Annotated in this window: 25 protein-coding genes and 4 pseudogenes; 15 read left to right on the plus strand and 14 right to left on the minus strand. The window is 70.3% G+C overall.

Features of this window, described 5'->3' with window-relative positions:
- Nucleotides 1-113 precede the first annotated feature (113 nt).
- The 7 genes from KSF81_RS26585 to KSF81_RS26615 form a co-directional block, all read right to left on the minus strand.
- Nucleotides 114-953 carry a ScpA family protein gene (locus tag KSF81_RS26585; RefSeq protein ID WP_254454298.1) on the minus strand — a complete coding sequence of 280 codons (840 nt, stop codon included), beginning with the start codon at nucleotides 951-953 and terminating at the stop codon, nucleotides 114-116.
- Nucleotides 943-1581, minus strand: a complete 639-nt coding sequence (locus tag KSF81_RS26590; protein WP_217381910.1) for a hypothetical protein — start codon at nucleotides 1579-1581, stop codon at nucleotides 943-945. The genes KSF81_RS26585 and KSF81_RS26590 overlap by 11 nt, the downstream gene beginning before the upstream one ends.
- Before the next feature lie 5 nt (nucleotides 1582-1586).
- A complete protein-coding gene (locus KSF81_RS26595) occupies nucleotides 1587-2570 on the minus strand; it encodes a site-specific integrase (RefSeq protein ID WP_217381911.1) in 984 nt (327 codons plus the stop codon).
- A gap of 59 nt (nucleotides 2571-2629) precedes the next feature.
- Nucleotides 2630-3022, minus strand: coding sequence for a type II toxin-antitoxin system VapC family toxin (locus KSF81_RS26600; RefSeq protein ID WP_217381912.1), 393 nt, complete (start codon nucleotides 3020-3022; stop codon nucleotides 2630-2632).
- A complete protein-coding gene (locus KSF81_RS26605; protein WP_217381913.1) occupies nucleotides 3019-3261 on the minus strand; it encodes a type II toxin-antitoxin system Phd/YefM family antitoxin in 243 nt (80 codons plus the stop codon). Before KSF81_RS26605 ends, KSF81_RS26600 begins: the two co-directional genes overlap by 4 nt.
- 1013 nt (nucleotides 3262-4274) lie before the next feature.
- Nucleotides 4275-4808, minus strand: coding sequence for a TniQ family protein (locus KSF81_RS26610; protein WP_309139778.1), 534 nt, complete (start codon nucleotides 4806-4808; stop codon nucleotides 4275-4277).
- A 23-nt stretch (nucleotides 4809-4831) separates the two neighbouring features.
- Complete coding sequence (locus KSF81_RS26615; RefSeq protein WP_309139764.1) at nucleotides 4832-5821, minus strand: TniB family NTP-binding protein; 990 nt, start codon at nucleotides 5819-5821, stop codon at nucleotides 4832-4834.
- On the opposite strand from KSF81_RS26615, the gene istA reads away from it, so the two are divergent.
- Nucleotides 5799-7340: an IS21 family transposase gene (gene istA / locus KSF81_RS26620; RefSeq protein WP_375293381.1), complete on the plus strand. Its 1542-nt coding sequence runs from the start codon at nucleotides 5799-5801 to the stop codon at nucleotides 7338-7340. The genes KSF81_RS26615 and istA overlap by 23 nt on opposite strands.
- A gap of 9 nt (nucleotides 7341-7349) precedes the next feature.
- Nucleotides 7350-8115: pseudogene (istB, locus tag KSF81_RS26625) on the plus strand (IS21-like element helper ATPase IstB).
- 69 nt (nucleotides 8116-8184) lie between these two features.
- On the opposite strand, the gene KSF81_RS26630 reads toward istB, so the two are convergent.
- Together KSF81_RS26630 and KSF81_RS26635 are read right to left on the minus strand one after the other, a co-directional pair.
- Nucleotides 8185-8406 (minus strand): TniB family NTP-binding protein, encoded by a 222-nt coding sequence (locus KSF81_RS26630; protein WP_217381917.1) that lies wholly within the window; start codon nucleotides 8404-8406, stop codon nucleotides 8185-8187.
- Between the two features lie 163 nt (nucleotides 8407-8569).
- Nucleotides 8570-10081, minus strand: a complete 1512-nt coding sequence (locus tag KSF81_RS26635; protein ID WP_217381918.1) for a Mu transposase C-terminal domain-containing protein — start codon at nucleotides 10079-10081, stop codon at nucleotides 8570-8572.
- A 581-nt stretch (nucleotides 10082-10662) separates the two neighbouring features.
- On the opposite strand from KSF81_RS26635, the gene KSF81_RS26640 reads away from it, so the two are divergent.
- The 6 genes from KSF81_RS26640 (at nucleotide 10663) to KSF81_RS26665 (ending at nucleotide 14012) form a co-directional block, all read left to right on the plus strand.
- The gene (locus KSF81_RS26640; protein WP_309139765.1) at nucleotides 10663-10995 is read left to right on the plus strand and encodes an MbcA/ParS/Xre antitoxin family protein; all 333 of its coding nucleotides are present in this window, start codon (nucleotides 10663-10665) and stop codon (nucleotides 10993-10995) included.
- On the plus strand, nucleotides 10967-11716 hold the full coding sequence (locus tag KSF81_RS26645; RefSeq protein ID WP_217381920.1) for an RES family NAD+ phosphorylase: 750 nt from the start codon (nucleotides 10967-10969) through the stop codon (nucleotides 11714-11716). Before KSF81_RS26640 ends, KSF81_RS26645 begins: the two co-directional genes overlap by 29 nt.
- Before the next feature lie 64 nt (nucleotides 11717-11780).
- Entirely contained in the window at nucleotides 11781-12083 is a 303-nt protein-coding gene (locus tag KSF81_RS26650; protein ID WP_217381921.1) for a hypothetical protein, read from the plus strand.
- Nucleotides 12083-12667 carry an ATP-binding protein gene (locus tag KSF81_RS26655; protein WP_217381922.1) on the plus strand — a complete coding sequence of 195 codons (585 nt, stop codon included), beginning with the start codon at nucleotides 12083-12085 and terminating at the stop codon, nucleotides 12665-12667. The genes KSF81_RS26650 and KSF81_RS26655 overlap by 1 nt, the downstream gene beginning before the upstream one ends.
- Nucleotides 12646-13377, plus strand: coding sequence for a ParA family protein (locus tag KSF81_RS26660; protein ID WP_217381923.1), 732 nt, complete (start codon nucleotides 12646-12648; stop codon nucleotides 13375-13377). The genes KSF81_RS26655 and KSF81_RS26660 overlap by 22 nt, the downstream gene beginning before the upstream one ends.
- A complete protein-coding gene (locus KSF81_RS26665) occupies nucleotides 13374-14012 on the plus strand; it encodes a DUF3102 domain-containing protein (RefSeq protein ID WP_217381924.1) in 639 nt (212 codons plus the stop codon). The genes KSF81_RS26660 and KSF81_RS26665 overlap by 4 nt, the downstream gene beginning before the upstream one ends.
- 271 nt (nucleotides 14013-14283) lie before the next feature.
- Here KSF81_RS26665 and KSF81_RS26670 read toward each other — a convergent pair whose 3' ends face one another.
- Nucleotides 14284-14601, minus strand: a complete 318-nt coding sequence (locus KSF81_RS26670; RefSeq protein ID WP_217382136.1) for a hypothetical protein — start codon at nucleotides 14599-14601, stop codon at nucleotides 14284-14286.
- A gap of 168 nt (nucleotides 14602-14769) precedes the next feature.
- Here KSF81_RS26670 and KSF81_RS31055 point away from each other — a divergent pair, with 168 nt between their 5' ends.
- Nucleotides 14770-14898, plus strand: a complete 129-nt coding sequence (locus KSF81_RS31055; protein WP_256444384.1) for a hypothetical protein — start codon at nucleotides 14770-14772, stop codon at nucleotides 14896-14898.
- A gap of 144 nt (nucleotides 14899-15042) precedes the next feature.
- Here the strand turns inward: KSF81_RS31055 and KSF81_RS26675 are convergent, their stop codons facing one another.
- Nucleotides 15043-15981, minus strand: a complete 939-nt coding sequence (locus KSF81_RS26675) for a replication protein RepA (RefSeq protein WP_217381925.1) — start codon at nucleotides 15979-15981, stop codon at nucleotides 15043-15045.
- Nucleotides 15982-16310: 329 nt separating this feature from the next.
- On the opposite strand from KSF81_RS26675, the gene KSF81_RS26680 reads away from it, so the two are divergent.
- Together KSF81_RS26680 and KSF81_RS26685 are read left to right on the plus strand one after the other, a co-directional pair.
- Nucleotides 16311-16649, plus strand: coding sequence for a helix-turn-helix domain-containing protein (locus KSF81_RS26680; RefSeq protein ID WP_217381926.1), 339 nt, complete (start codon nucleotides 16311-16313; stop codon nucleotides 16647-16649).
- 759 nt (nucleotides 16650-17408) lie between these two features.
- Nucleotides 17409-18248, plus strand: a complete 840-nt coding sequence (locus KSF81_RS26685; protein ID WP_217381927.1) for an IS6 family transposase — start codon at nucleotides 17409-17411, stop codon at nucleotides 18246-18248.
- 23 nt (nucleotides 18249-18271) lie between these two features.
- Here KSF81_RS26685 and KSF81_RS26690 read toward each other — a convergent pair.
- A pseudogene (locus KSF81_RS26690) lies at nucleotides 18272-19224 on the minus strand (IS110 family transposase); the annotation flags it as partial.
- A gap of 40 nt (nucleotides 19225-19264) precedes the next feature.
- Here KSF81_RS26690 and KSF81_RS26695 point away from each other — a divergent pair.
- Together KSF81_RS26695 and KSF81_RS30675 are read left to right on the plus strand one after the other, a co-directional pair.
- Nucleotides 19265-19438 (plus strand): hypothetical protein, encoded by a 174-nt coding sequence (locus KSF81_RS26695; RefSeq protein WP_217381928.1) that lies wholly within the window; start codon nucleotides 19265-19267, stop codon nucleotides 19436-19438.
- A 93-nt stretch (nucleotides 19439-19531) separates the two neighbouring features.
- A pseudogene (locus tag KSF81_RS30675) lies at nucleotides 19532-19682 on the plus strand (IS256 family transposase); the annotation flags it as partial.
- Nucleotides 19683-19743: 61 nt separating this feature from the next.
- Here KSF81_RS30675 and KSF81_RS26700 read toward each other — a convergent pair.
- Together KSF81_RS26700 and KSF81_RS26705 are read right to left on the minus strand one after the other, a co-directional pair.
- Nucleotides 19744-20295, minus strand: coding sequence for a transposase (locus KSF81_RS26700; RefSeq protein ID WP_217377317.1), 552 nt, complete (start codon nucleotides 20293-20295; stop codon nucleotides 19744-19746).
- Nucleotides 20296-20330: 35 nt separating this feature from the next.
- The gene (locus KSF81_RS26705) at nucleotides 20331-20840 is read right to left on the minus strand and encodes a helix-turn-helix domain-containing protein (RefSeq protein ID WP_217377316.1); all 510 of its coding nucleotides are present in this window, start codon (nucleotides 20838-20840) and stop codon (nucleotides 20331-20333) included.
- A gap of 514 nt (nucleotides 20841-21354) precedes the next feature.
- Here KSF81_RS26705 and KSF81_RS32630 point away from each other — a divergent pair.
- Both KSF81_RS32630 and KSF81_RS32635 read left to right on the plus strand, forming a co-directional pair.
- A pseudogene (locus tag KSF81_RS32630) lies at nucleotides 21355-21837 on the plus strand (methyl-accepting chemotaxis protein); the annotation flags it as partial.
- 90 nt (nucleotides 21838-21927) lie between these two features.
- Complete coding sequence (locus KSF81_RS32635; RefSeq protein WP_408906676.1) at nucleotides 21928-22917, plus strand: methyl-accepting chemotaxis protein; 990 nt, start codon at nucleotides 21928-21930, stop codon at nucleotides 22915-22917.
- Nucleotides 22918-22922: the final 5 nt, after the last annotated feature.

Below are 22922 nucleotides of genomic sequence, written 5' to 3' on the forward strand. Positions count from 1 at the left end.
CACCCCGGACTTTCCATCGCCGCACTTTCTTAACCAGCCAATGCTGCCGTGATCGTCCTGGCGGCACCCGGGTGCTGGGTGGGATCCCGTCCTGGCGCTGGTCCACGGTCTGGCTACGCGGCGGCCGCCTTCGACTCGGCCGCGCCGGTGCCCGTCACATCGGCAGGGCTCACGCGGATCTCGCCAAAGGCCCTGTCCTGCTCGAGCGCAGCGGCGCCGTCGCGGGCGAGTTCCAGGCCGGCCAGGAGCGTGCTGGCCAGCGCCGCCCGGCGCTGCAGGCGGTCGCGGCCCCCCTCCCCGGCTGGCGGCAGGAAGCGCGCGAGCGGCGCGCCGTGCGGCAGGCCGGGCAGCAGCTGGCGGATCCGCGCCAGCGCGTCCGGGACCCGCCAGAGGGAGGGCGGCTGCGGCCGATAGACCCGCTCGTGCAGCGGCAGCTCCAGCAATTTGAGGCAGGCCCGCAGCAACTCCGTAAGGTCGGCCGCCGGCAGCGCCGCGACCGCGGGCTCGGCCTCGCCGCGGCCAAAGACCTCCCGCCCGAGCTGCGGCCGCCGCTCCAGCCAATCCGCCAGGCGCCGCGCCGCCTCCCGGCTGGCCAGCCGCTGGCGCAGGTCCGCGGCCTCGCGGTGCGCCTCGAGGGCCTCCTCCTCGGCGACCGGCAACAGCAGCCGTGAGCGCAACAGGGTGAGCCAGGCCGCCATGATCAGCCACTCGGCCAGCCGCGACAGCGGCACCCGCCGCGCCGCGATCGCCGCGTCCACCACCGCGCTGAACTGCTCGGCCAGGGTCACGATGGAGAGCTGGGCCAGGTCGACGCGCTGTGCCCGGGCGAGGTCGAGCAACAGGTCGAGCGGGCCCTCCCACACCTCGAAGCGCAGCACCGGCGCGCCGGCGTTGCCAACCTCGGCGCGCGGGCCCTCGAGCAGGGGCTCGGCGCTGTCCGCCTCAGGGGTCATCGTAGAAGGGGCGGAGCTCGATCCGCAGGCCCGGCCAGCGGGCGCGCAGCTGCAGGAGGGCGCGCCAGGGGGTCCAGTCGGCCGCCCAGAAGCCGACCCAGACCAGGCCAGGGTCGCGGCGCCGCGGTTCGCCGCGCCCGGGCACCGGCAATTCCACGACATGCCGCAGGGCCTCGGTGGTGCCCCAGCACTCCCAGAGCCAGCGCCGCGTCTCCGGATGGTCGGGGCCGAGCCGGAGCAGCCGGTCCGGCACGGGCAGCAGCCGGTGCAGGTCGAAGGGGCAGGACCGGCTCGCCGCGGCCCGCTCGGCCACCAGGCGCTGCCGCGCTGCGGCGGCATCCCGGAGCTGCCCGGCCAGGATGCGCGCGCCCTCCAGGCTCAGGCGGCGCCGCTGCGGCGCCGGCGGCGCCACCAGCAGGTGGAACCAGTCCTCCGCCGCCGGGCCGAGGTCGTGCCGCCAGGGCAGGACGCCGGCGCCCGCCGCCGCGGCCCGGAAGGCCCCGATCGCAGCGGGATCCCCGCGCACCCGGAGGTGGTGGTAGAGCCAGTCCGGGTGCGGCAGCGCCAGCGCGTCCGGAGACCCGCCGCCCGCGGTCCCTTCCCCTGCCCGCTCCACCCTGGCCGGCATCCGGGTCACAGGTCGAGCAGCTTGACGGCGCTGTCGGTGACCAGCTTGGCGCGGCGGACGTAGCCGCGCATGGTCTTCAGGTCGCGGTGGCGGGTGTGGTCCATCACCTGCTCGTCGCGCGCCCCGGCCAGATAGGCCTCGGTCACGAAGCCGGCCCGGAGCCCATGCGGCGATAGCCGCTCGGAGCCATGCACCGTGAGCTTCGCCTGCGCAGCGCGGCGCAGCAGGATGTCGCGCACCGCATCGGCGCCGAGGCGGCGGTGCTCGACGGTGCCCCAGCGGTCGACCTTGCGGAACACCGGGCCATAGCGGCAGGCCGAGGCCTCGAGCCATTCCTCGAGCGCCCGCACCGGGCAGGTCTCGCGCCGCTTGCCGCGGCTGATGCCGAGCTCGGCCCCCTTGCCTTCCTGGTCGGTCTTGGACGAGGGCAGCAGCAGACGGAGGCCGTCGGCGGTGACGCGCAGGTGCTCGCGGTCGATGCCGACGAGTTCCGAGCGGCGCAGCGCCCCGGCAAAGCCGAGCAGGAGCAGCGCCCGATCGCGCAGCCCGGCCAGGTCACCCGGGCAGGCGGCGACCAGCTTGCGCAGCTCGGTCGAGGTCAGGGCCGCGGCCTGGCGTTTGCGGCTGCCGTGCCGGCGGTGGATGCCGCGCAGGGTGCTGCGGATCGCCGGATGCCCGGCGGACCACTCGAGGTCGCGCAGGCGATGCGCATGGCCGATCGCCGCCAGGCGGCGCTCCAGCGCTGAGCGCGAGTACAGGCCGGCCAGCGATGCGAGGTAGGCGGCGACGGCGGCAGGCTCGGCCGGCAGCGGCGGGCAACCAGCCGCATGGCACCAGGCGGTAAAGTGCGCCCAGTCGGCGGCGTAGGCGCGCTTCGTCTCCGGCGCCAGGGCGTCACGGGCATAGGTCTTCGCCGCAGCCAGCGCCGCCGTGGCGACCACGGAGAGCCCAGGCGCACCGCCGGCCGGATCCGGCGGCGACGCTGGCACGCGGCCATCGCTTGGGCCAGGCGCCAGCCCATCGTCCGACGCGGGGGCGTCTGACCCGCTCACCGCAGCCGCTCCTGCCCGAACAGCGGCACCCCGTAGGCGGCGAAGGCCGCATCCTCGCTGACCAGGGTGAGGTTTTCCGCCCTGGCCTGGGCGATGAGCATGCGGTCGAAGGGATCGGCATGGTGGCGCGGCAGCCCGCCGGCGGCGATCGCGTGCGAGACGCTGATCGGGAGGGGCTCGAAGCCGGCCCGCGCGAGAATGGGGACGAACTCCTCGAGCGGGAAGGCGATGCGCCCGAGCGCCCGCTTGCTCGCGATCTCCCAGACCGAGGCCGCACTGACGAAGATCGTGTTCTCGGGCACCGCGAGGGTCAGGCGGAGGTCCTCCGCCAGCCGCCCGGGATCGGCGGTGACCCAGAGGAAGATATGCGTGTCGAGCAGCAGCCTCATGCGTCCCCGGCACCGAAGGCCGCGGCGAGTTCGTCCGGCAGCGGCGCGTCGAAGTCGGGGCTGACCCGGACCTGCCCGGCCAGGAAGCCGAATTCGCGCGGCGCGGTGCGTGTGGCGAGCGGCACCAGGCGCGCCAGCGGCCGGCCGCCCTTGGCGATGACGATCTCCTCGCCGGCTGCGGCGCGGTCGACCAGGCGGGAGAGCTGGGTCTTGGCGTCGTAGAGGTTGACCTGGGTCACGCGCGGCCTCCGGACCAGGGTTGGTCTGGCAGGCCTCGTAGCTAATTTGGTCAAGTTTGGTCAAGACAGGCAGGCCCCTCCCCTTCCGGCAATTCTGGCGGGAAACCGCGATTCGGGCAAGCCCGGACTAAGGCGCGGTAAGCGGGGCTTATCGCGGGGGAGACACACATAGCCATTGTGCCGGGCTACGGCCGCCCTGGGCGCTTGTCGCGGAACCCAGATCATAAGAAATCCCAGCCAACTGCCGGTTTGTGGCGCGGTGGTGTGCCCTGGATCGCGCCAAAGCGCCCCTGATTGGCGATAAAAATGCCCAGGATCGCGCCACGGGTCGGCCAGACCCGAGGGTGGCCGCCCGACCCCCGAACACGGGAGGCCCCCCTCCCCTCCTCGCAGGCATCACGGCCATCGCGCCCTCTGCCGATCGCCGGACCTGCCGCGGCGTCCCGCCAACGGCGACGCGCCGCCCTCGCTGCCCGCCGGCGCCTGACCTCCGCGGCGCACCGCGCCGCCGCGTACCGGGCCCAGGCCGCCTCGTCGCGTGCCAAGCCGGCCGCGATGGCACCCTGCCGTCGCCGTTCCTCCTCCCCGTCAACCGCCTCAAGCACGGCGCGTCCAAGGACTGGCCCCCAGCCGCGCGCCTTCGGCCGCAGCGCCTCCAGGTCCTGCCACGAGACGTATGCGAGGGGCGCGGCGAGGTCGTCCGGCGGGGGGCGTTTTCCCGGTGGCGTCCCGATCGCGCCGGCGGCGGAGGCCGCCACGGCACCGAAGACGGGTGCGACGATGCCGAGGAGCGCATGCACCGCCCGCACCGGCAGTGTCGCCAGCGCGCGGGCATCGCCGTCACCTCCGGCCGCCCCCCGGCCGCGGTGCCCGGTCTCGTACGACGATGGCCGGACCAGAGGGGATCACCAGATCCCGCACCATGGCCGGGAAGACCGCGGCAGGCAGGCCGAAGCCCCGGGGCCCCGCCGAGGCCACACCGCCGAGCGCGGCGAGCAGGTCGGTCTGAAGCGCTAGGACCGAGCTTTCGGGCCGGGCTTCGGCCCCCGGTAGGCCCCGGACGGCTGGTCCAGCGGCGCTCCGCAAGCGTCGCAGATCAGCCGCTGCCGGCCCGCCATGGGCCGGAACCCGCATCGTCCGTGCGGGCAGCGCGGGCAGGCCTCGGCAAGCAGCACGTCGTGGATCGGGCACGCCACCCAGCCGCCGAGGCGCCATGCCACGCGCCCGTAACACTCTCCTTGCCGCCCGACGTCATCGCGCACGCAGCCGGCGCACCAGGCCGGGCGGGCGCGGCGCCAGAGGGCGATTTCAGCGACCGCCGCGACGGGGCGCAGCGCCCGGACCGCACCGACCTCGAGGCGCGCCGCTCCGGCGAGGAGGTGGTCCAGCTCGGCATCGGCCCGCCAGTCCAGAGCAGCGATGCGCGAGGCGTGCACCCCGTGGCCGCGGCGCAGCCATGCGATCAGTGCCGAGGCCTCAAGGCTGTAGCGCGCGCCGATCCGGCCGACCCAGGACAGCACCGCCTCGCCCGGGAGCGGCCGCGGCACAAGCGGCAAGGGCCCGGCCGCTCTCATGCCGCTGGCCGCCCGCGTGCGGCGCCCCGGCCCCCGGCCGGCGTGCCACGGCCGGTCGTCGCCACGCCCCGCCAGACCTCCGGGTCCTCGAAGCTCGCGAACTCGATCCGCTCGCGCCCGCTACGGATGGCGGCGACGGCGGCACGCTCCACCGCCTTGCAGATGCCGAGCGTGATTCCCCGCGACCGCTCGACCAGCAACGCCCGCAGCCGCGGCGAGTCCACCGGCGGTGGCTCGCGCAAGGGCAGGCTCCAGATCAGCCGGGTGAGGAAATCCCGCAATTCCTCGCCCGGCGTCCACGGCGACAGCTCGATATCGCTGAAGCGGCCACGCAGCTGCGGGTCCGACAGCAACGCATGTCGCGCCTCGGGAACGCCCGCGCAGACGAGCGCGATCTCGAGGTTGTTCGAGAGGAAGCGTAACAGCTGCAGGAGCAGGCGCTGCTGGCGCGGCGTGCCGGCCAGCACCGAGTTGATCTCGTCGAGGACCAGCACCCGCACCCCGAGGTCGCGCAGGAGCCCGATCGCCGAGGCGCGCAGGCGCATGCCCTGCACCCAGAGCCCGGCCGAGGGCGCACCAACCGCCTCCAGCACGCATTCGAAGAACTCGGCCTCGGTCGGGTTCGGTGGCATCAGGACCACGAGCACGGGCCGACGTTGCGCGCCCGCGGCCTGGTCGAAGGCCACCGCGTTCGCCCGCTCGAACTTCTCGAGCAGCATGCTCTTGCCCATGCCGCTCTCACCGAGCAGCAGGACGTTCTCCAAGCGCCTGCGCGCTGGCTGATTGCGGAATCCGACGCAAACCAGCCGGTGATTCCGACGCAAGCCTGCCACTGAATCCAGTCCAAGCCAGCCACCCATTCCGACGCAAGCCCGCCACCCCAGCTCGGGGCTGAGGGGGGCGGTCTGCGGGCAGTCCTCCACCGAGGGCAAGCTCGGTCCGGCAACGCCGCCGGGGAGAGCCATGCCTGCCCAGAGACTGCCCATGCGCCAGGTTCGAGAAGTTCTTCGCCTCAAACACGCCTGCGGCCAGAGCGAGCGGCAGATCGCCGCCGCGGTCGGGATCAGCCGGTACACGGTGGCCGAATACCTGCGCCGGGCAACGGTGATCGGCATCACCTGGCCGGTGCCGGCCGGGCTCGACGACGCGGCGCTGGAGGCGAGGCTGTTCAGCCCGCCCTTCACGCCCCGGGAGGCGCTGCGGCCGCAGCCTGACTGGCCGCGGATCCATGCTGAGCTCCGGCGGCCCGGCGTGACCTTGATGCTGCTCTGGCAGGAATACCGAGCCGAGCAGCCGGAGGGCTACGGCTACAGCCGCTTCTGCGACCTCTATGCCGAGTGGCGCGGCGGCGTGTCGCTAACCATGCGCCAGACCCATGTCGCCGGCGACAAGCTGTTCGTCGACTTCGCCGGGCAGACCCTGGCGGTCATCGACCCGGCCACCGGCCAGGTGCGGCCGGCGCAGGTCTTCGTCGCCGTGCTCGGCGCCTCAAGCCTGACCTATGCCGAGGTCCGCTGGAGCCAGGGACTGGCGGACTGGGTGGGCTGCCACGTCAATGCCTTCGCCTTCTTCGGCGGCGTCGCGCGGCAGATCGTGTGCGACAACCTCAAGGCTGGGGTGACCGCCGCCTGCCGCTATGAGCCCGGGATCAACCGCACCTACCAGGAGATGGCGGCGCACTACGGCACCGCCGTGGTGCCGACGCGGGTGCGCAAGCCGCGCGACAAAGCCAAGGTCGAGGTCGGGGTGCAGGTGGTCGAGCGCTGGATCCTGGCCCGCCTACGCAACCGCCGCCTGTTCGGCCTGGAGGAGGCCAACAGCGCCGTCCGCGAACTGCTGGAGGCGCTGAACAGCCGCCCCATGCGCCGCCTCGGGACCAGCCGGCGGGCCCTGTTCGAGAGCCTCGAGCGCGGCGCCCTGCTGCAGCTGCCACTCGAGCCCTACGCTTATGCCGACTGGCGCCGCTGCCGGGTCGGGCTCGACTACCACGTCGAGGTGCTGGGGCACTGGTACAGCGTGCCCCATCGTCTCGCCCGAGCCGTGGTCGACGCCCGCATCACCGAGCGCGGGGTCGAGCTGTTCCACAACGGCAGCCGCGTCGCCGCGCATCTCCGCAGCCCGCTGCGGCACCGGCACACCACCATCCCCGAGCACATGCCGAGCGCGCACCGGCGGCATGCCGACTGGACGCCGGCCCGGCTACGGCGCGAGGCAGCCGCCATCGGCCCCGCCGCGGTCGGCATGGTCGAGGCGATCCTGCGCGCAAAGCCGCATCCGGAGCAGGGTTTCCGCGCCTGCCTCGGCATCCTCGGCCTGGTGCGCGGCTACGGCGCCGCCCGGGTCGAGGCTGCCTGCCAGCGCGGCCTCGACATCGGCGCCCGCAGCTACGGCTCGATCGCATCCATCCTGCGCAACGGCCTCGACCGCGCCTTTGCCCCCGAGCCCGTGCCGGACACGCCGCCCATCCGGCACCCGAACATCCGCGGCGGCGGCTACTACCATTGAGGAGATGCCATGCTGACCCACCCCACTAGCGAGCACCTGCGCAGTCTTGGCCTTGTCGCCATGGCGCAGGCCCTTGAGGAGCAGAGACGCCAGCCGGACCTGGAGAGCCTCGGTTTCGAGGAGCGCCTGGCCCTGCTGGTCGAGCGCGAGGCGACCGGCCGCGAGGACCGGCGGCTGCGGGCCCGGCTGAAGTTCGCCAGCCTGCGCCAGTCGGCCTGCATCGAGGACATCGACTGGCGCGCCGCCCGCGGCCTCGACCGCACCCTGTTCCAGCGCCTCGCCGCCGGCGAGTGGATCGACCGACACCAGGGGGGTTCATCTCACCGGGCCGACCGGCGTCGGCAAGACCTGGCTGGCCTGTGCCCTCGGCCACAAGGCCTGCCGCGACGGCCGCAGCGTGCTCTACCACCGCCTGCCAAGGCTGCTCGAGGCGCTCGGCCTGGCCCGCGGTGACGGCCGCTACGCCCGCATGCTCAAAAGCCTGGGCCGGGTCCAGCTACTGATCCTGGACGACTGGGGGCTGACCCCGCTGACGCCCGAGCAGCGGCGCGACCTGCTGGAGATCGTCGATGACCGGCATGGCCGGGTCGCCACCATCGTCACCAGCCAACTTCCGGTGCCCGCCTGGCACGAATGGATTGCCGACCCCACCCTGGGCGACGCCATCCTCGACCGCCTCGTCCACAACGCCCACCGCATTGAGCTCAAGGGCGAATCCATGCGTCGGAAAGCCGCCCGGCGCGCCATCGCAGTTGACACCGGCCAGGAGAACTAGGCCACACTCACACCGCCCGTAGACAGCCACCCACCCCCGGCCGGTTTCGCTCGGAACGCCCGGCTGGCTTCAGTTGGAACAGGCGGCTGGCTTCGATCGGAAGCCCCGGCTGGTATCGTCGGAATCCGCAGGCTGATCGAAGGCCTCCTGCAGGTAGCCCAGCACGCGCTCCGCCGCAGCGTGGCCGATCCACCGCTCGGAGCGGATGTGCGCGATCCGGTCCTCGTTGCCGAGGGTGGCGATCGGGCGCAGATCGATGGGGAGGTGTGGGAATTCGCCCGTTGCCGGCATCACCAGAACTCCACCCCGCCGCTAGCCCCCTCCTCCGGCATCGGCACCCGTGCCTCGGGGTCGTCGCGGGTCGCCGTCCGCGGCTCTGCAGCCGGCCCTTCACCTCCATCGGGTCTCGCCAGGGCACGCCCCGTCCGTACCACTGCCCGGTGCTCCGCCCGGGTCAGGCGGTGCGCCTTGGCAAGGATCCGGCGCTGCTCGGCGATCGCCGCGAAGATCGCGTGCTCATCCACGGTGCGCCGCCCTTCCGCCCGCAGCCGCCGGCAGGCCTCGGGTGCTCCCAGAGCGTCACGGGCGGCCGGCCCAGGTCGGCATAGGGCACGCGGACGTGGTCGCCCGTCGGCAGCTCGACGAAGACCGCGCTGAGGTCGCGCGGGTCGTACTTGACCCGGACCCGTGCCCCACCGCGGTCCACCAGGTGGGCGAGCGCCCCATCCTGATAGAGGACATTGAACAGGCGCACGCCGTCACGCCGGACCAGGCGTTCCTCGAAGGGCAGAAAGTCGAGCAGCAGGGCGCCGGCGTCCGCCGGCGGGCGCAGATCCAGCCCATGCGTGCCCTCGAGCCAGGCGGACATCGGCGTACGGCCGAGCGCCGAGTGGACCTCGTTGTGGTAGGGGCCGAGGACCTCGAGGGCGAGGATGTGCTCGAATTCACGCAACGTCAGCACCGCCCGCGCCTCCGAGGCGTAGTCGCCGCACTCGACGGGATCGGAGAAGGTGGCGCCAGGCAGCGCGTGGATGCGCCGCATCAGGGTGCCCATCAGCGGCTCGATATGGCCGCCGAAGCGCGGGGCCGCGGGCGGGCGGTAGTCGATCTCGATGCCGTGCTGCCGGCACCCGCGCTCGAAGGCGCGTGAGTGGAACTCACGGCCGTTATCCACCAGGATCACCTCAGGCCTGCCCTCCGCCGGCCAGGTCAGGGCAACGCCATGGTCGTCCAGCCAGGACGGCTTTGGCAGCACCGCCTGCGCGACGGTGAGCCCGACGCCGGCGGCGCTCGGAGGATCGAGCGCGATGTACAGGCCCAGCACCAGGCGGGTATGCACGTCCAACGCCAGCGTCAGCCAGGGCCGGCCGATGCAGGCGCGCATGGCATCGTCGACCAGTTGGATGTCGACCAGCGTGTGGTCGATCTGCACGACCTGCAGCGGCCGCTCGGTGCGTGGGCCGGCCTTGACCTGGCGGAAACGACCGCCAGCGGCGGCCGCGCCCTCGCGCGCCGCCATGCGTTCGCGCAGGCTACGGGCGGTGATGCGCGCCCGAAGCGCTTTCATGGAGGGCGGAGCGAGTCTCTCGGCTCGGCAGGCATACGCCACTTGGCCGAGCAGTCGGGCCAGGGTAGGCCTCTCCGCTCGAAGATATACTGCGTCGATCGCCGCCTCGATCCGTGCATCCATGGCCGGAGCGAGGCGGCGCGAGCCTCGTGCCGGGCCTAGCTTGGACAGCGCCAGCACTGCCGTGACCGGATGGCGGCGGAAGGCGCGGACCAGGCCGTAGATGCGGGTAGGGCTCAGGCCGAGGGACCGCGCCGCGCGTTCCACCGCGGCCCGGCCAAGCCACCGCTCAGCAGCGAGAGGACGCACCACCGCCTCGCGGCGGGCGGCTTCGGCCCAGGCCGCGTCGGGGATCGCATGCGCCGGAGCAGGGCGCTTGGGCAGGCGCACCTTCGACATCGGGCCTCGCGACGATCACTGGTTGCGATCCCGGGCAGCCTTCGCACGATTCGGGGCATCTTATCGCCGGTGGTCGGTCGGCCAGGTGATCGAAAGCCCAAGGTTCCAGGTGTCGTGATCCAGAACGCGCCGCACCGCTCAAGCCCAGGCCGGCCGCCTCGACCCACCGCGTCGGCGGTGACCCGCTTTATGGCAAAGGATTGGGTCAGCACCCCTGTCACAGCCGACGTCGCTGTCATCGCCAAGCACGATCTCGCACATGATTCGCGCGATCCAAGGCATTTTGGCATCAACTCGGGAACAAGCAAGTCGCTGGAATTACACGAAATCACTTCGCATCATCAAGGGCACTCGACAAGCCGTTTCCACAGGAGAGGCTGCCACTCGAGGCCCTCTGCCTACGCTTTCAGCCCCGCCCTCACGGGTCCGCGTTGCGCCGTAGGGCGGCGTAGGTCTCTTGCCAGAACCGCGCCCACGTATTATCTTTCCCTAGAAAGAAATGGCCCTTAAACTCTCTGGTGATAAAAATGGGAGTCTTAGCACAAACAAGCGTTGCCTCCCCTACTAAGCGGTCAACGGTAGTGGGTAAGGCGGTCACGCGGGCGGCCGACCTGCTCGGCCTGACCAACGCCGTCATGGCGCGCACGATCGGGGTGTCGGAGGCGACCGCCTCCCGCCTCCGAGCCGGCACCTATGCGCTTGAGCCCGGTACCAAGCCCTACGAGCTCGCCCTTCTGCTGGTCCGCCTCTTCCGCGGCCTTGATGCCGTGGTGGGCGGCGACGAGGCCTCCCTGCGCTCCTGGATGGCCGCCGCGAACCGCGCCCTCGGGGGCACGCCGCGCGACTTGGTGCAGACCGTGACCGGCTTGGTCGCCGCCGTGGACTATGTGGACGCCGCCCGCGCTCGCGTCTGAGGCACGGTCCTGGTCCGGCGATCTCTGGCGGGTGGTGGAGAGCCAGTCCCTGGTGGCCACCCTCAAGCTGGTCGACACGCTCGACGAGCAGGCCATCCTTGAGGCCGAGCTGGAGGGCAGCAAGCCTGCAATCCCCGCCACGTGCATGGGGCTCGACTACCTCCTGGCCAGCCCGTTCCGCTACGCTCCCTACCGCCATGGCAGCCGGTTCCGCCGCGCCCGCCAGCCGGCAGGTTGCTTCTACGCCGCCGAGCGGGTTGAAACGGCGGTGGCCGAGGAAGCCTTTTATCGGCTTCTGTTCTTCCTCGACGCCCCGGCCGCGAGGCGCCCGGCGAACCCGCAGGAGCGGACCGCCTTCCGGGTCCCGGCGGGCACCGACGTCGCCATCGACCTGACCGCGCCTCCGCTCGACCGTGACGCGGCGCTCTGGGGTCACCCGACCGACTACGGCCCCTGCCAAGCGGTGGCCGATGCCGCGCGGGAGGCTGGAATCGAGGCGATCCGCTACCGCTCGGTGCGCGATCCCGGCGAGGGCGCCAACCTCGCCCTACTCTCGCCGGCGGCCTTCCGGGCCGCGCAGCCCGAGGCCGCCCAGACCTGGCACGTCTTCCTGCGCGAGGCTTCGGTGCAGGCCGTCCGCGAGATGCCCCGCCTCACGCTCGAGATCCCCTTCTCCGCCTGGGCCACGGATCCCCGCGTGCCGGACCGGCTACCTCGCTGACTACGCGGCTGGACACGGGCGAGATACGTAAAGCCAAGCCGGGCGCTGGCCTGCCTCCCATGACGTGCTCTGGGATCGGCTGCGGGTCCGGCACGGCAAGCAGAACGGCACCCGCGCCATGGTGGCGGTGCTGATGCTGGGTAGGGAGTTCGGCGAGGAGCGGCTGCGGGCGGCGATCGCCTCCGCCGTGTCGCTCGGCGCATGCGACGTCGCGGCGGTGCGCTATCTGCTGGGCGAGGCGGCGTTGCACAAGGCCCGGCCCGCGCCGGTCGATATCGGCGAACTGACCCACTACGACCGGCCGATGCCCAGCGTTGCCGACTACGACACGCTGCTCCTCTCCGGCCCCTGCGCCGGGAGGGCGTGATGAGCGACCTGCAGGACCAGGCCATCCGGCAGCACTGCAAGGCGCTGCGCATGCCGACCATCGGTGGGCAGTTCAGCCGCCTGGCGGAGACCGCCATCCGGGAGAAGCAGTCCTACCTTGGCTATCTTGAAGCCCTGCTGGCGGCCGAGATGGAGGAGCGCGAGAGCCGGGCGATCACGCGTCTGCTGCACGACGCTCGGCTGCCGCGGATGAAGACGCTTGAGGCGTTCGAGTTCGACCGCTCCGGTGTCTTGGCCGCCCAAGTGCGCGGGCTGCGCCACGCCACACGCAACAGTTTGCAGAGCCCATTTCCTTGCGGCCTCAGCCCCGCGCCTTGCTTCGCCGACGAGCTGGGCACATCCTCAAATTTGGTCGCCTTTTATCTGTCTGTATATCCCTTCTGCCATGAGAGGTCGGCTGCGGCGAGGGGCAGTGAGTGTGGCTTCTATGCCAAAGGTGTAGCGCGCCACACATTTCCTTCGGCCTGCGCCGCTCATTTCTGCTGCTTTGTTGCCGAGACCTGCGATACAGATTGCAAGTGTCCAGGTCGCGGGGGGGGCGAATGGCAAAAGCAGGGGTGTTGACCCGATCGAGGTCGACAAAGAGCATTGCTGAGGACGAGCCGCCAACGGAGCCTCATAGGACCGCCAAGTGGCTACTCGTCGCAAGCGGGAAGGGGGGTTCCGGCAAGACCTCCACCTCACTGAATTTGGCCGTCTATGCCGTCCATGCAGGACTGAAGGTGGTCGTCGTAGACCTGGACCGGCAGGGCAGCTTGACGCGCTGGTATGAGCGCCGGCCGCCTGCGGCACCGCCCCTCATCCTGTGGGAAGGGACGATGAGCGACGCCAAGAGGGCAATCGCCGAGATCGGCGCCCTAGAAGATGTGGACCTAGTCATCGTGGATACGCCGCCTGGGCTGGATGACCACCCAGACTCTACCCGTCTGCTCGTGGAGAAATCCGACTTTGTGCTGGTGCCGACCACGCAGGGCACCACGGACATCGACAGCGTCGTGGAGTGGATGGGCTTCCTGCGTCGCGAGCGGGCCAACAGCGCCTTCCTGCTAAACAAGGTCCAGCGGACCCACACGCGCTACTCCAAGGCCAAGGCCCGGCTGAATGGGGCGGGTCTGCTGTGCCCAGTGGATGTGCGGCAGTTAGACGACATCGAAAGCACCCACGACCACGGGGTAGGCGTTTGCGAGCTGCGCAAGAGCCGCGCAGCTGAAGACCTCGGTTGCGTATGGGATTTCGTGAAACAGCAACTTGCTCTTGAAGGGGCAGCGCGATGACTGGATTTCGGCTGCCTGAGAGCGCGCGTCGTCGGAAGGAACCCGGCGGCATTCTGCCCGAACATCAAGAGGCCAAACGTCAGCGCCTCCTAAGCAACCACGTCAAGGAATGCCACGGCACCGCGGATTTCGTGTCCGAGATCGGGAAGCTGTGGGAGGAAGCCCAGGCCAAATTCCTGACGATCGGGCGCTACCTGGTGCAGGCCAAGGAAGGTCTTCCCCACGGCGAGTTCGAGTCAATGGTTGCCAACCAACTGCCGTTCGGCCGCAGCGTGGCCTACCAGTTGCGGATGGTCGCCCAGGCGGTCGAACAGCGGCGGATTGCGGAGGACGATCTACCCCGCAGCTACACCAACGCCTATAAGCTGGTACTGCTGGACGATGGCGCTCTCCGGCGGGCACATGAAGCAAAGGTGGTTCGGCCCGACGTATCCAGGCGGGAGCTGACCGAGTTCCTTAATAAGATCAAGGCCGAATCCCAGCAGGGCACGCCCGAGCAGGAGCGGCGGGCCCAGCGCATTGCGTGGCTTCTGTCCAGGGCGAAGGCTCTGTCGCATGAGATGGCGCAGATCCAGGCGGAGCTACATGCCCTCAGCGGGGGGATCCGAGACCGAAAGAGAGCCCACCATCATTGAGGGCCACGCTCAGGAGGCCGCATAGAGCGGTCTGAGCGCCAGGGAGGGTGGCCCGGCGCCGGCAGCTCTGCCCGCAGCAGATCTTCACATGGCGGCCGGAGATGCTAGGCGCCTCATTGAACCTATTTTCAGGTGCGATGGTGGTGTTCTGCTCGAAGCGAGCGGATCGGATCGGAATCCTGGTCTGGGTGTAGAAGTAGCGACTTGATCTGACAGTTGGTCGATCTGGCGTGGTGGGTGTCCGCCGGATCGAAACTGTTGGCTGGCTCGGCTACGCGGCCTTTGCCGGGTTCTGTTTTTCGCGCGCGAGATTAGCGCTGTCGAGGAAAGTCTGCATCGGCGTCTTGCCGAAGCACCAGCGGCCCTGATGGGTATGCGGCGTCGTCCAGGCATTCTCATGCGCCTCCATCCGGGGCTCCAGGTTGGGGGTTGCTGGCCTCGCAACCACAGCTTTCCAGCCCAGCCCCGGAGGGACAACCTCCATAGCAACGACAACTAGCGCGGCGATGCTGTCCATCCCCACCACGGGCAACTCGGGGACAGGGCCGTCCGCGAGGTAGATGCCGTTGCCGTCGATCCAGTCGGCCAAAACGAAGGCGAGGGCGTCCGCCTCGGTGCGGAGGATTGGGCGGGGTGGGGGTGTCGGCGGCTGTCTCGGTGGCTGGCTCATACGGGGACCGGCTACCTGGGCGGTGACTCCTCAAGGTTTCATGGACCCGGCGTGGGCGCTCGGGGCTCCGGGCCGCCGGAGGCCGAGATGCACGATCTGATCTTGCCCGCCCTGCCGTTCGCTGGGTTCCTCATCGCCTGGGCGGTGGTTCGCGGGAAGGCCGGGGACGACGCGGTGATGACGTCCGTGATGCTCGCGGTCCACCGCCCGAGGTGACCCCCGAAGAATGGGTGTTTTGGTGAGCTTGGCCCCCGGCAAGTCCTTGGCGTCAGTGCTTAATGGGTGGGTGATTTGGTGAGCACCGGACAGAGCGCGACTCGTGCCGATGCCGCGAGTCGCCGGGTGATTTGGTGAGCCCGCTTATCCTTGGCGAATGGTAAGCAGGCGCGGCGCCACAGGCGGACGGCTCGGCTTCAGCAGCACCCCGATCTCGCCGACCTCGACCTTGGCGTCGGGATACACGGCCAGCGCCAGGTCCAGTGCCTTCGGCCACTTCGACTTGAAGTGGTAGAGTTCCTTGTAGTTGGTGCCGAACTGCGCCTTCAGCGCCTTCCACGTCACCAGCGTGTCGCCCTTCAACGAGTGCAGGCGGTAAGCGAGCCAGATGTAAGCGTCCATCGCTGCCGAGTTGTTAGCCAACGACTTGATGGCGGCCTCCTCGAGCGGGACGGGGTGCTTCTTCAGCTGCTCGAAGTAGCCCTCGGAGAGCTTGGCGATTTCCAGGCTGAGGCGGCCCTGGCGGTAGTCGTCAGACTCCTCGATGAAGAGCGCCTTGTCCACGACGCTCTGGTTCACCAGGGCGCTGGTACGTCCGGCGCCCGAGATGTGGAAGGACAGCCGGCAGCGGGAAATCCGCTCGGCCTGCTCTTTCACGGAGCGGAAGGCGCTCCCGCCTGGCTGGATGCCCAGGCGGGCCATCCACTGCCGCAAGGAGCCGCCCAGCTCAACCTCGCGGCTGCCGGTCCTGAGGGCTTCCGTTTGCAGGAACAGGAGAATGAGTCGGGCATGCGCCCCGAACGGGACGCCGACGCTCTCAAGCTGCCCGTCGTCGCCGATCGGGCGTAGGCCCGGCTGAACAACCAGGCGGACCCTCTCCGAGGCCACAGTCCACGGCTCGTCGTCTTTGAGCCTGCGATGGGGAAGGGCGCATTGGGTCCAGCCGGAGTAGACGAAGCCGAGGCCGCTTTCCTCGTCCTGCATGTAGCGGGCGGCGGTCTCGATGATGTCGCGCTCGACGGTCCCGGCCGCAATTGCCCCGGCCTTGCCTTTCTCCGTCAGCAGCTTGTGGACCGTCCCCATCTTCGTGGCCTGCTCAACGCACTTTCATGGCGCCGAACATGCCTGTTTCCGTGGGCTTCGTCGCCGGGTGATTTGGTGAGGCAGTTACTAGGGAAGGGATATTTGAAGTAACTATTAGTTTGCACGCCAAATCACTCGGTATAACCAAAGCAAGTTATTGATTCGCCGTGGCCGTCCTCACCAAAAGGCGCACGGCTCATCACCGCTTCACTCGGGATAACCGGCGGGACCTGTGGGCCGCCGTTCCCCGCGGCTCACCAAATCACCCGGCCGCCCGGCGCGACTCGGACGGTCCTCTCGCTTGCGTCCCGCGGCCTCAGCCTCCCGGCATGAGGAACGCCAGACCCTACCGCCGCCACCGCCGCACCGCACCTCCCTGCGCCGAATTCATCGTCGGCCGGAAGGCGGGCGACAGCTTCGCCGAGATCGCTCGATCCTACGGTTGCCAGGAGCGGACGGTCCGCCTCGCGCTGGACCGATACGTCGACCGCGGCGAGGTGCCGCTGGTCGCGGTGCACGTCCTGCACCCACACGATGGCGTGGCGCGGGCCCGGTTGTTCGACCGCAGCCGGGCAGCGCACCAGCGGGGTGTCCCCGTGAAAGGCTGGGAAACCGTCGAGGAGGCTCGGCGGAGGTTCGGGGACGGCTCGATGGGGTACATGCCGTGAGGCGCCGGGGAGTCATGCGGCGGGGCAACCGCGACCGCAGCGAGTTCGCGCCGCTCTACGTGGTCTTGCGCGAGAGGCTGGCCACCCGTCTCTGGCGGGGTGCCTGGATGGGCACCGGGCGAGGGGGGAAGTGGCTCGCCTACCAGGGGGCCTTCACCGTGGCGGAGCGGATGGCTCGCCACGAGGCGGTAGGGGCTCCCCCGTGCATACTCCCGGCCCACCATGCCCCGTGGATTGCCGTGAGGGCCGGGGCCATGTTCGGGTTGCAGCTGGGGCAGGGCGCCGCGCTGGCGCTGACCATCCTCGGAGGAACGCTCGGGGTCGGGTGGCGGGTCGCCCTCGTGCTGGGCCTTGGGGGTCTCCCGGCGGGGCGAGGAGGAGGCGGAGTGAAGCCACAGAGGCGGCTCCGAGGAGCGGTAGCCCCTCCCTGCGACGGCCGTGCAACGCTCCCGGACGGCTGACCCGTCACGAGCAGATTGGTCTTGAGTGCAGTCACGACCCTCACTAAATCACTCACATCCGCGTCGCTGGTTCACCAGCGGCACCCCTGGGGGCTACGGCCTCCGGGGTTCTACTTTTTTGGGGCACCCCATTGCGGGGATATCGTCCTGGATGAGTTCGGACGATTCGGCATCTGCCCCTGAGGAGGCCTAGCCTTCACCCGAGGAACCGGTTCTGTAGGGACTCGCGCTGGGCGACCCGTTTGGCCGGCCAGGGTAGGGCTGGTAGGCTCCGGTCTCGGCGTAGCGGGACTCGGCGATGGACCGTGTGGCTTGCGGCTCCGCCGCCGTGATGGAGCGGCCGGAGCGCACGGCCCGGGGCTACCGCCGGTTCCGCTGCCGCGAGTGCGGGAAGGAGTTCAACGAGCGCAGCGGCGGGTTGCTGAACCACACCCACCACCCTTCGGACGTCATCGCGCTGGTGGTGCTATGGCGGCTGCGCTACCGCCTCACCCTGCGCGACCTCAGCGAGATGTTCCTCGTCCGCGGGATCGCATTCAGCCACGAGGTCGTCCGCGAGTGGGAGGCGAAGCTCGCGCCCGCTCTGGCCGACAAGTTCCGCCGGCGGCGCCATAGCCGGGGCGGTGCCCGCGGACGCCAATGGCACGTCGACGAGACATATCTGAAAGTCGGCGGACAATGGGCCTATCTGTATCGAGCCATCGACCACGACGGCAACCTCGTCGACACCATGGTGAGCGAGCACCGCGACATGGCGGCGGCCCAGGCCTTCTTCCGCTCGGCGAAATCGGCCACCGGCCGAGTCCCCGACCAAGTGACCACGGACGGGCACGGCTCCTACCCCCGGGCAATCCGATCGACACTCGGCCAGCGGGTTGTCCATCGCACCGGCGCCTACAAGAACCTATGGCGCGCCCCGTCTGCAAGCGCTTCCGCGACCCGGTTCGACGAGTCTACGCCAACCTATCCGGTCTCAGGGCCCAGCCCCGGCCAAGATGGAGATCCGCACGTCCCGGTCCTCATAACAACGACGGCGTCGAGCGCCAGTTTTTGTAACAGGATTTCGGAACGCCGGTCGATCGTCAGGCCATCTCGCTTCCACCGCCCGCAGACCTCGTCAGCCGCCCGCGCCGGGTGAGCGCGAACGGCCGATTCCGTGCGCTACGACACCGCCGTGGCCCTCGTCTCGAACCCCCGCCCGCAGCGGAGCACCGCGCGGACGATCCGCGCCAGCTTGGCCGCGAGCGCCACCACCACAGTGTTCACGTGCGCCCGCGCAAGCAGGCCTCGCAGCCAGCCGCCGAGCGGCGTCTCGCGCCTGGACAGCGCCGGCAGGGCCGCTCGCGCGCCGTGGATCAGCATCTTGCGCAGATACACGTTGCCCCGCTTGCTGATCCCGAGCAGCCTCGGCTTGCCGCCCGTCGTCATCTGCTTCGGCACAAGCCCCAGCCATGCGGCCAGGTCCCTTCCACGGCCGAAGGTCTCGGCCCTGCCGATCGCGGCGACCAGCGCCGTCGCGTTCAGCGGCCCTATGCCGGGGATCGTGGTCAGCAGCCGGGCGGCCTCGTCCGTGCGGGCCTGCAGCGCGAACTCCTCGTCGAACGCCAGGATGCGGCGGTCCAGCTCGCGCCACTCCGCCCGCATGTCCTCGACCAGCAGCCGAGTCCGCGGGCTGAGCGAGACTTCCTCCGCGCTCAGCAGGATCTCAAGGGACAGCTCCAGCTTGCGCCGTCCCTGGGGCACTATGACGCCGCGCTCCAGCAGGAAGGCGCGCAGCCGGTTGATCAGCGCCGTCCTCTCGCTCACCAGCCGGTCGCGGGCGCGGTGCAGGCTCTGCATGCCGAGCTGGGCTTCGCTCTTGAGCTCCACGAAGCGCATCGTCGGCTGGGTCGCGGCCTCGGCGATCGCCTCGGCGTCCCGGTCGTCGTTTTTCTGCGCCTTCACGTAGGATCGCACGTATTCGGGCGACATCAGCCGGAACTGGTGGCCGAGGTCCCGCAACCTTCGGTCGAGGAAATGTGCCCCCCCCCGCAGGCCTCCATCGCCACCACGCAGCCCGGCACCCCCGCCGCCAGCTTGACCACCCCGTCCCGGTGCATGCGCCGCCGCAGGATGGAACAAGATCATCGCGGCGTGAAAGGCCGCATACGATGTATGCGCGGTTTCAAGAGCTTCGCCTCCGCCGAGCGTTTCTGCCGAAGCCATGACGAACTCCGCAACTTTCTCCGCCTGCAGATCCGCCACAACCAGCACGTCCCCGCCAACCGCCGCCGCCGGCTTCACGTCCGTCGTGCCACCGCTGTGCTCGCCGTCCTCGATGCGGCGTAGACGGAACCTGTCATCCAACTCGTGACGGCAGGTTTGGCCCGAGAGCTGACAAAACCCTTCCGCCGATCCCTGCAACACTGCCCCTCCGAGGCGTCGGTCCTGCGGTTGATCGGCGCCGTGCTGCTCGAGGCCAACGACGAATGGCAGCTGCAGCACCGCCACGTGGGCGTCGAGGCTATGGGCAGGATGCTCACCCCCGCCATCGACCAGCGATACCCTGCAGCTTCCACCCAGGGCCGTCTGATCCATAGCGTCTTAGCCCATCCGCCTTTTCCACCATGTCGACGGACGTGATCCTCTTTCTGCTAAGTAGGTGGCCAAAAGTCTTCTATCAGGTTCCTGAGCCAGAAGTGCTTTGAAGCCATCCCGGCCTTGCGGCACGCCTGCTGGGGTGTCAGTCCCAGCACCCAGTCTGCGGCATCGCTGGCCAGAGCATTCACCGAGGTGGCCTGCCGATTGGCGGCGATGAGCCGCTTCAGTTCGCGCCAGAGTTGGTCCATGGCGTTCAGTTCCGGAGCCTGCTTGGGCAGCCAAAGGAACCGGATGCCAAGCGCCGCGGCCAGCATCTGGGTGCGCGCGGCGGTGTGTGCGCTGGCCCGGTCGGCCAGGAGCCAAATCGTGCCGGCGGCGCGGTAGCGGCGTCGCACCTCGCGCAAGAAGACCTGCGCATCGGCAGCGCCGGCACGCGGACGGACGAGCACGACCCGGTGCGCGGTCCGCAGGTCGATCGCGCCGAACAGCACTCGCTTGGCGTTCGCGCCGGTGATCGGCACGGTGGCCTGCGTGCCCTTGAGAGCCCAGGCCGCGCGCAGCGGGGGAAACAGCCGCAGCAAGGTCCAGTCGCAGCACAGCAGCACGTCGCCGGCGCGCCAGCCAGCGCGCAGGCGCCGGATTATTCCCCTTTTTTCTGGGCCAGATGTACTGCCCGTCCGACGTAGACGTAGCGGGGCCGCTTCCAGCGGTAGTTCGCCTCATGCAGGCGGCGGCGCAGCGTTCGGGCGCCGACCGTGATGCCGTGACGTCGGTGCAGATACTGCCTGAGCAGAGGCACCGTCCAACTCGTCGCCTGATAGCCGCAGCCGCGCGGGTCGCGTGCCAAGGCCGCCGCCAGGCGGCACGGAGTGAGCCGCGGGGCCGAGTGCGGTCGCCCGGGGCGCGGGCGGTCCGCCAGGGCGGCGGCATCATGGGCCGCCAGGTAGCGTTCGAGCCACCCGCGAACACTGAACCGTGTGGCGCGCACGTGCCGGGCCACCTCACTGATGGGCTGTCCTTCAGCGACCAGCAGCACCGCCTCGACCCGGCGGTACAACCGTGCCTCGCGCGCCACCGATAACACACGCTCAAGGCGGCGCCGATCGGCCGGAAAAAACCGCTGCACCTCACGCTTTGCATGTCCACGCATGCCAGCCAGTGTGCCAGCAAGATCAGACTGGTCGAAAACTTTTGGCTACCTACTTAGAGATACGCACGGGGCTCTATGGGCCTGCCCAAGTTCGGATGGTATGTTCAGCAGGTTGGCACGACGCAGCCATCCCTCTGGAGGTTTCATGGCGCTGGTGAAGACATCCGAACTGGCCAGGGGTGACCAGCGCCCCACGGCTGGTCGCGAGGAGGTGCCGGCCGCCGCGCCCGTGGCGCCGTCGTTTGCCCGTCGCTCGTCGGACCGGTCCCGGATTCGCCGGCAGCAAGCGGCCGAACGCATCGGTGTTGCATCGGAGGAACTGGCTGCGGGCGTCGCTGAGGCCTCAGCGGCTGTCGAGGAGTTGCGGCGCGCCTTAGAGCAGATCGCCTCCGCCGCGGAAGAGGCGGCGGGTGCCACGCAGGAGAGCCAGGGCGCCATTGACGGGCTCGGGGCGGCCTTCGGTCAAGCTCGGAACCAGGCTGAGGCGGCGCGGCGCGTGACCGAGGCGCTGCGGATGCTGCTGACGGAGGCGGGTGCGGGAATCAGTGCCTCAGCCGCATTCACCGAGAGTCGCGCTGCACGCCAACTGCGCTCGGTGGAGATCGTCACGACGCTGGAGACTCTGGCGGGCAGCATCGGGGAAATCACGGGCGCGGTCGGCGACATCTCGGACCAAACGAACCTCCTCGCGCTCAACGCGGCCATCGAAGCGGCCCGTGCCGGCGAGCATGGGCGCGGCTTCGCGGTGGTAGCGGAGGAAGTGCGCGCCCTGGCGGAGAAGTCCGAGGCGAGCGCTCGGGAGGTGCACGGCCTCGTCACTGCGATCCGCGACGAGGTACGCGGGATCGCAGCGCGCATCCGCGTCGCAGCCGAGGCAGCGGGCGGGGAGGCACGGAATGGACGCGCCGCTGCCGCGATGCTCGACGCCGTTCGCGCGGAGATGGCTACTATCGCGGAGGGGGCAGAGGCGATCCTCCAGGCGGCAGTGGAGGCCGAGGCCGGCAGTCGCGAGGCGCAGCGCGGCGCTGAGGCCGTGGCCAGCGCTGCCGAGGAGCAGTCCGCCGCGACCGCGGAGGCGCAGCAGGCGGTGGAGCAGCAGACGACGGCGCTGGAGGGAAGTCAGCAGGCAGCGCAGGCCCTCGCGGCGCTGGCCGAGGACTTGCAGTCCGACCGGACAGGCGCTTCCCGGGCGGAGGAGGTGGCCTCGGCCGCTGAGGAGTTGTCGGCGACGGTGCAGGAGATGTCGGGCTCCGCGGGGCAGATCATGACGGCACTCGGCCAGATCGCCCGCGGCGCGCAAGCGCAGGCGGCCGCCACGCAGAAATCCTCCGCCGCCATGGCCCAGATCGAACGGGCGGCCGTCTCGACCCGCGGTGCCGCGGCCGGGGCGGTGCAGAAGCTGGAGGCCCTGGCGCCGCGCGTCGGCGAAGGGCGCACGGCAGCCGAGGGTCTAGGCCGCAGCCTGGAGGAGGCGCTGCGGGAGGCGGAAGCGGTTGCCGCGCTCGTCGCTTCGCTGGAGGCCGCCCGGCGGCGGATCGAGAAGATCGTGGACGCCATCGCCCTCGTCGCCGTGCAGACGAACATGCTTGCGGTCAGCGGATCGGTGGAGGCGGCGCGGGCCGGCGAGTCCGGGCGCGGCTTCGCGGTGGTCTCCTCTGACATCCGCGACCTTGCGCGCGATGCCGCCGGTAACGCGGACCGGATGAAGGACGTGGTCCGTGATATCCACGATCATGTGGAGGTGGTCCGCCGCGACCTCGATTCCATGTCGGCGGCCTCGCTTGGGGAGGTTGCCCGGATCGCCAGTCTCGCCGGGCAGCTCGTGACGGCGGAGACGGAACTGGCGACGCTGCGCGCGGGCGCGGACGAGATCGTGGCGAGTGCCGCGACGGTGCTCGACGCGGTACGGGAGATCTCGGCCGGCACGCAGGCGATCGCCGCCGCGGCCGAGGAGGCGAGCGGCGCCGCGACCCAAGCCTCTGCCGCCGCCCGGGAGCAGGCGAAGAGCGTGGAGGAACTGGCCGCCGCCATCGAGGAGATCGCGAACCTCGCCGACGAGCTTCGGACGGGGGGGTGATCCCG

Origin of the sequence: Siccirubricoccus sp. G192 (assembly GCF_019084075.1) — a bacterium.
Taxonomy (GTDB): domain Bacteria; phylum Pseudomonadota; class Alphaproteobacteria; order Acetobacterales; family Acetobacteraceae; genus G192.

Bases quoted from the DNA above. Each gene is read 5' to 3' on its own strand.
- KSF81_RS26685 (WP_217381927.1), top strand. From the start codon at position 17,409: ATGGACCGTGTGGCTTGCGGCTCCGCCGCCGTGATGGAGCGGCCGGAG.
- KSF81_RS26655 (WP_217381922.1), top strand. From the start codon at position 12,083: ATGAGCGACCTGCAGGACCAGGCCATCCGGCAGCACTGCAAGGCGCTG.
- KSF81_RS31055 (WP_256444384.1), top strand. From the start codon at position 14,770: ATGCACGATCTGATCTTGCCCGCCCTGCCGTTCGCTGGGTTCCTCATC.
- KSF81_RS26675 (WP_217381925.1), bottom strand. From the start codon at position 15,981: ATGGGGACGGTCCACAAGCTGCTGACGGAGAAAGGCAAGGCCGGGGCA.
- KSF81_RS26600 (WP_217381912.1), bottom strand. From the start codon at position 3,022: ATGAGGCTGCTGCTCGACACGCATATCTTCCTCTGGGTCACCGCCGAT.
- KSF81_RS26585 (WP_254454298.1), bottom strand. From the start codon at position 953: ATGACCCCTGAGGCGGACAGCGCCGAGCCCCTGCTCGAGGGCCCGCGC.
- KSF81_RS26705 (WP_217377316.1), bottom strand. From the start codon at position 20,840: ATGCGTGGACATGCAAAGCGTGAGGTGCAGCGGTTTTTTCCGGCCGAT.
- KSF81_RS26665 (WP_217381924.1), top strand. From the start codon at position 13,374: ATGACTGGATTTCGGCTGCCTGAGAGCGCGCGTCGTCGGAAGGAACCC.
- KSF81_RS26645 (WP_217381920.1), top strand. From the start codon at position 10,967: ATGTGGACGCCGCCCGCGCTCGCGTCTGAGGCACGGTCCTGGTCCGGC.
- KSF81_RS26660 (WP_217381923.1), top strand. From the start codon at position 12,646: ATGGCAAAAGCAGGGGTGTTGACCCGATCGAGGTCGACAAAGAGCATT.
- KSF81_RS26680 (WP_217381926.1), top strand. From the start codon at position 16,311: ATGAGGAACGCCAGACCCTACCGCCGCCACCGCCGCACCGCACCTCCC.
- KSF81_RS26615 (WP_309139764.1), bottom strand. From the start codon at position 5,821: ATGGGCAGTCTCTGGGCAGGCATGGCTCTCCCCGGCGGCGTTGCCGGA.
- KSF81_RS26635 (WP_217381918.1), bottom strand. From the start codon at position 10,081: ATGTCGAAGGTGCGCCTGCCCAAGCGCCCTGCTCCGGCGCATGCGATC.
- KSF81_RS26590 (WP_217381910.1), bottom strand. From the start codon at position 1,581: ATGCCGGCCAGGGTGGAGCGGGCAGGGGAAGGGACCGCGGGCGGCGGG.
- istA (WP_375293381.1), top strand. From the start codon at position 5,799: ATGCCTGCCCAGAGACTGCCCATGCGCCAGGTTCGAGAAGTTCTTCGC.
- KSF81_RS26630 (WP_217381917.1), bottom strand. From the start codon at position 8,406: ATGCCGGCAACGGGCGAATTCCCACACCTCCCCATCGATCTGCGCCCG.
- KSF81_RS26695 (WP_217381928.1), top strand. From the start codon at position 19,265: ATGCGCGGTTTCAAGAGCTTCGCCTCCGCCGAGCGTTTCTGCCGAAGC.